The 2,863-nt window shown below is 72.6% G+C and carries 5 protein-coding genes; 4 read left to right on the plus strand and 1 reads right to left on the minus strand.

Annotation, left to right across the window (positions count from 1 at the left end):
* The 4 genes from FHE66_RS07760 to FHE66_RS07775 all read left to right on the plus strand — a co-directional run.
* The coding region (locus FHE66_RS07760; RefSeq protein ID WP_139072445.1) for a multicopper oxidase family protein at positions 1–1,209 on the plus strand (1,209 nt) is incomplete at its 5' end.
* Positions 1,210–1,243: 34 nt separating this feature from the next.
* Complete coding sequence (locus tag FHE66_RS07765; RefSeq protein WP_139072375.1) at positions 1,244–1,792, plus strand: DUF1697 domain-containing protein; 549 nt, start codon at positions 1,244–1,246, stop codon at positions 1,790–1,792.
* Positions 1,789–2,166, plus strand: coding sequence for a VOC family protein (locus FHE66_RS07770; RefSeq protein ID WP_139072376.1), 378 nt, complete (start codon positions 1,789–1,791; stop codon positions 2,164–2,166). The genes FHE66_RS07765 and FHE66_RS07770 overlap by 4 nt, the downstream gene beginning before the upstream one ends.
* Positions 2,167–2,238: 72 nt before the next feature.
* A complete protein-coding gene (locus FHE66_RS07775; protein ID WP_255303649.1) occupies positions 2,239–2,619 on the plus strand; it encodes a rhodanese-like domain-containing protein in 381 nt (126 codons plus the stop codon).
* A gap of 13 nt (positions 2,620–2,632) precedes the next feature.
* On the opposite strand, the gene FHE66_RS07780 is transcribed toward FHE66_RS07775, so the two are convergent.
* On the minus strand, positions 2,633–2,863 hold a 231-nt coding region (locus tag FHE66_RS07780), incomplete at its 5' end, for a hypothetical protein (protein WP_218013652.1).

The raw sequence follows: 2,863 nt of genomic DNA on the forward strand, positions 1-2,863 counted from the left end.
CGTGTCGCCGTCGAGGTGACCAACGACCTCGGTGAGGCGACGACGGTCCACTGGCACGGTATGCACCTGCCGCCCGAGATGGACGGCGGGCCGCACCAGATGATCGAGCCGGGGGAGACGTGGCGCCCGACGTGGGTGATCGACCAGCCCGCGGCCACGCTCTGGTACCACCCGCACCCGCACGGCCGGACCGAGCAGCACGTCTACCGGGGCCTGGCCGGGATGTTCCTCCTCGACGACCCGGCCGCCGCGCCCGACCTGCCCGCGACCTACGGGGTCGACGACGTGCCCGTCGTCGTCCAGGACAAGCACCTCGACGACGAGGGCCGGCTCACGCTCGACCGCAACAGCACCGAACCGGGGCTCATGGGCTCGATGGTCATGGTCAACGGGACCGTCGGGGCGTACCACGAGGTCACCACGGAGCGGGTCCGGCTGCGCCTCCTCAACGCCTCGACCGCGCGCACGTACAACCTCGGCTTCACCGACGAGCGCACCTTCCACCTCGTCGGCACCGACGGCGGCCTCCTCGCCGAGCCGCACGAGACGAGCCGGGTCCGGCTCTCGGCCGGCGAGCGCGCGGAGGTCGTCGTCGAGCTCGAGCCCGGGGAGGTCGCCACGCTCGACTCCGACTCCCCGGACCTGGGCGACGTCGCCGCTCCCGCCGCGTTCGGCGGGCGGGACGTCTTCGAGGTCCTCGAGCTGCGCGCCGCACCCACCCTCACGCCCTCCCCGCCGGTCCCCGACGTGCTGGCCGAGGTCCCCCGGATCCCCGAGTCGGCCGCCACCGTGACCCGCGAGCTCGAGGTCGCCGTCCGGATGATCAACGGCCGGAGCATGGACCTCTCGCGCATCGACGAGGTCGTCACCGAGGGGGCGACGGAGATCTGGGAGGTGCGCAGCATCGACCCCCTCACCCACAACTTCCACATTCACGACGTCCAGTTCCAGGTCCTCGACGTCGACGGCGAGCCGCCGCCGCCCGAGCTCGCCGGCTGGAAGGACACCGTCTACCTCGAGCCGCGGCGCACCTACCGCCTCATCATGCAGTTCGCCGACTACTCCGACCCGGACAGCCCGTACATGTTCCACTGCCACCTCCTGCGTCACGAGGACGAGGGGCTCATGGGGCAGTTCGTCGTCGTCGAGCCCGGCACCGAGCCGCCCCGGACCCTGCCCACCGGCGACGACGGCGGCCACAACCACTGACGCGAGGGTGCGGCTGGGTCTAGGGTCGGGCGACATGGGCAGGTACGCCGCACTGCTGCGGGGCATCGCCCCGAGCAACCCCAGCATGACCAACGACAAGCTCCGCGGGGTGTTCGAAGGGCTGGGCCTGGAGTCGGTCGGGTCGGTGCTCGCCAGCGGGAACATCGTCTTCCGCAGCACGGAGGCCGACGTGCCCGCCCTCGAGGACCGGATCCAGGAGGCGCTACGGACCGGGCTCGGCATCGGCGGCGGCACCATCGTCCGCGAGCTCACCGAGCTGCGCGACCTCCTCGACCGTGACCCCTTCGACGGGCTGACCCACGGGCGCGGGAGCTACCTCACCGTGACGTTCCTCAAGGCACGCCCTCACGCGGTGCCGCTGCCGCCGGAGCCCGACCCGCTCACCCGGGTCGTCGGCTACGACGAGGGCGCCGGCGCGTTCCTCGCCGTCATCGACAACAGCGAGCCGGGCCGGACCCCGGACTTCATGGTGTGGCTGGACCGCGCCTACGGCAAGGACATCACCACGCGCACGTGGCTCACCGTGCAGCGCATCGTCAGGAAGCTGGAGGCCCTCACATGACCAGTCGTCTCGCCGCCCTCGCCGTCGACTGCGAGCAGCCGGCCGCCGTCGCCGAGTTCTGGTGCGCCGTGCTCGGCTGGCAGGTGGTCGAGGAGGACGAGGAAGGGGTGTCGATCGGCCCGCCCGACGGCTCCTGGCCGACGATCGACTTCCTGCCCGTCCCCGAGCGCAAGACCGTGAAGAACCGGCTGCACCTCGACCTGCGCGCCGACGGCGTGAGCACCGAGGAGGAGCTCGCGCGGCTGCGCGCGCTCGGTGCCCGGCCCACCGACATCGGGCAGGGGCCCGACGTCAGCTGGGTCGTGCTCGCCGACCCCGAGGGCAACGAGTTCTGCCTGCTGTCCCGCACCGTCCAGGACGTCGGCGCCGGCTGAGATTCCCCTTCCAGGGACTCCCCGAGGGGGCGTATGCTCCGGGAGCCGGGCGACTCGAGACAGGAGCGCCCCGTGGCGAAGAGTGCGAAGGACATGGTGGCCCGGGCGAGGGCCAAGGTGGAGAACCTCGACCCCGCAGCAGTGGCGGCCGAGCTGGAGCGTGGTGCGGTCCTCGTGGACCTGCGCGACCATCCCGAGCTCGCGGCTGCGGGTCGGATCCCGGGCTCGGTGCACGTCCCGCGCGGCATGCTGGAGTTCCGGGCGGACCCCACGAGCCCCTACCACGACGAGTCGCTGGACCCGACGAAGCGGGTGGTGCTGCACTGCGCCAGCGGCGGCCGCTCGGCGCTGGCCGCCGCGACCCTCCAGGAGATGGGGTACGCCCATGTGGCCCACCTCGACGGAGGGTTCGCCGCCTGGGCGGAGGAGGGTCGCCCGGTCGAGACGGTCTGACCGGCCGGCTGGGTCAGTAGACGCGTTGCGCGAGCGGGCGCAGGTCGGCAGGGACGACCAGCACGAGCCCGTGGTGGGCGAGGACGGTTCGGACCTCGTCCGCCGGGAGGGAACCGAGCCGCTCCAGGGTGAGGCTCCTCCCTGGCGGGCCGGGCCGGAACCCCAGGACCGTCGTCGACATCGGGGCGTGCCGCGGATACGCGTGCAGGGCGGTGGCCTCGTCGTCGTGCTCGAGCACGACGAC

The sequence above is a fragment of the Georgenia sp. 311 genome (genome assembly GCF_006151955.1).
Lineage (GTDB): Bacteria > Actinomycetota > Actinomycetes > Actinomycetales > Actinomycetaceae > Oceanitalea > Oceanitalea wutianyii.

Bases quoted from the DNA above. Each gene is read 5' to 3' on its own strand.
- FHE66_RS07765 (WP_139072375.1), top strand. From the start codon at position 1,244: ATGGGCAGGTACGCCGCACTGCTGCGGGGCATCGCCCCGAGCAACCCC.
- FHE66_RS07770 (WP_139072376.1), top strand. From the start codon at position 1,789: ATGACCAGTCGTCTCGCCGCCCTCGCCGTCGACTGCGAGCAGCCGGCC.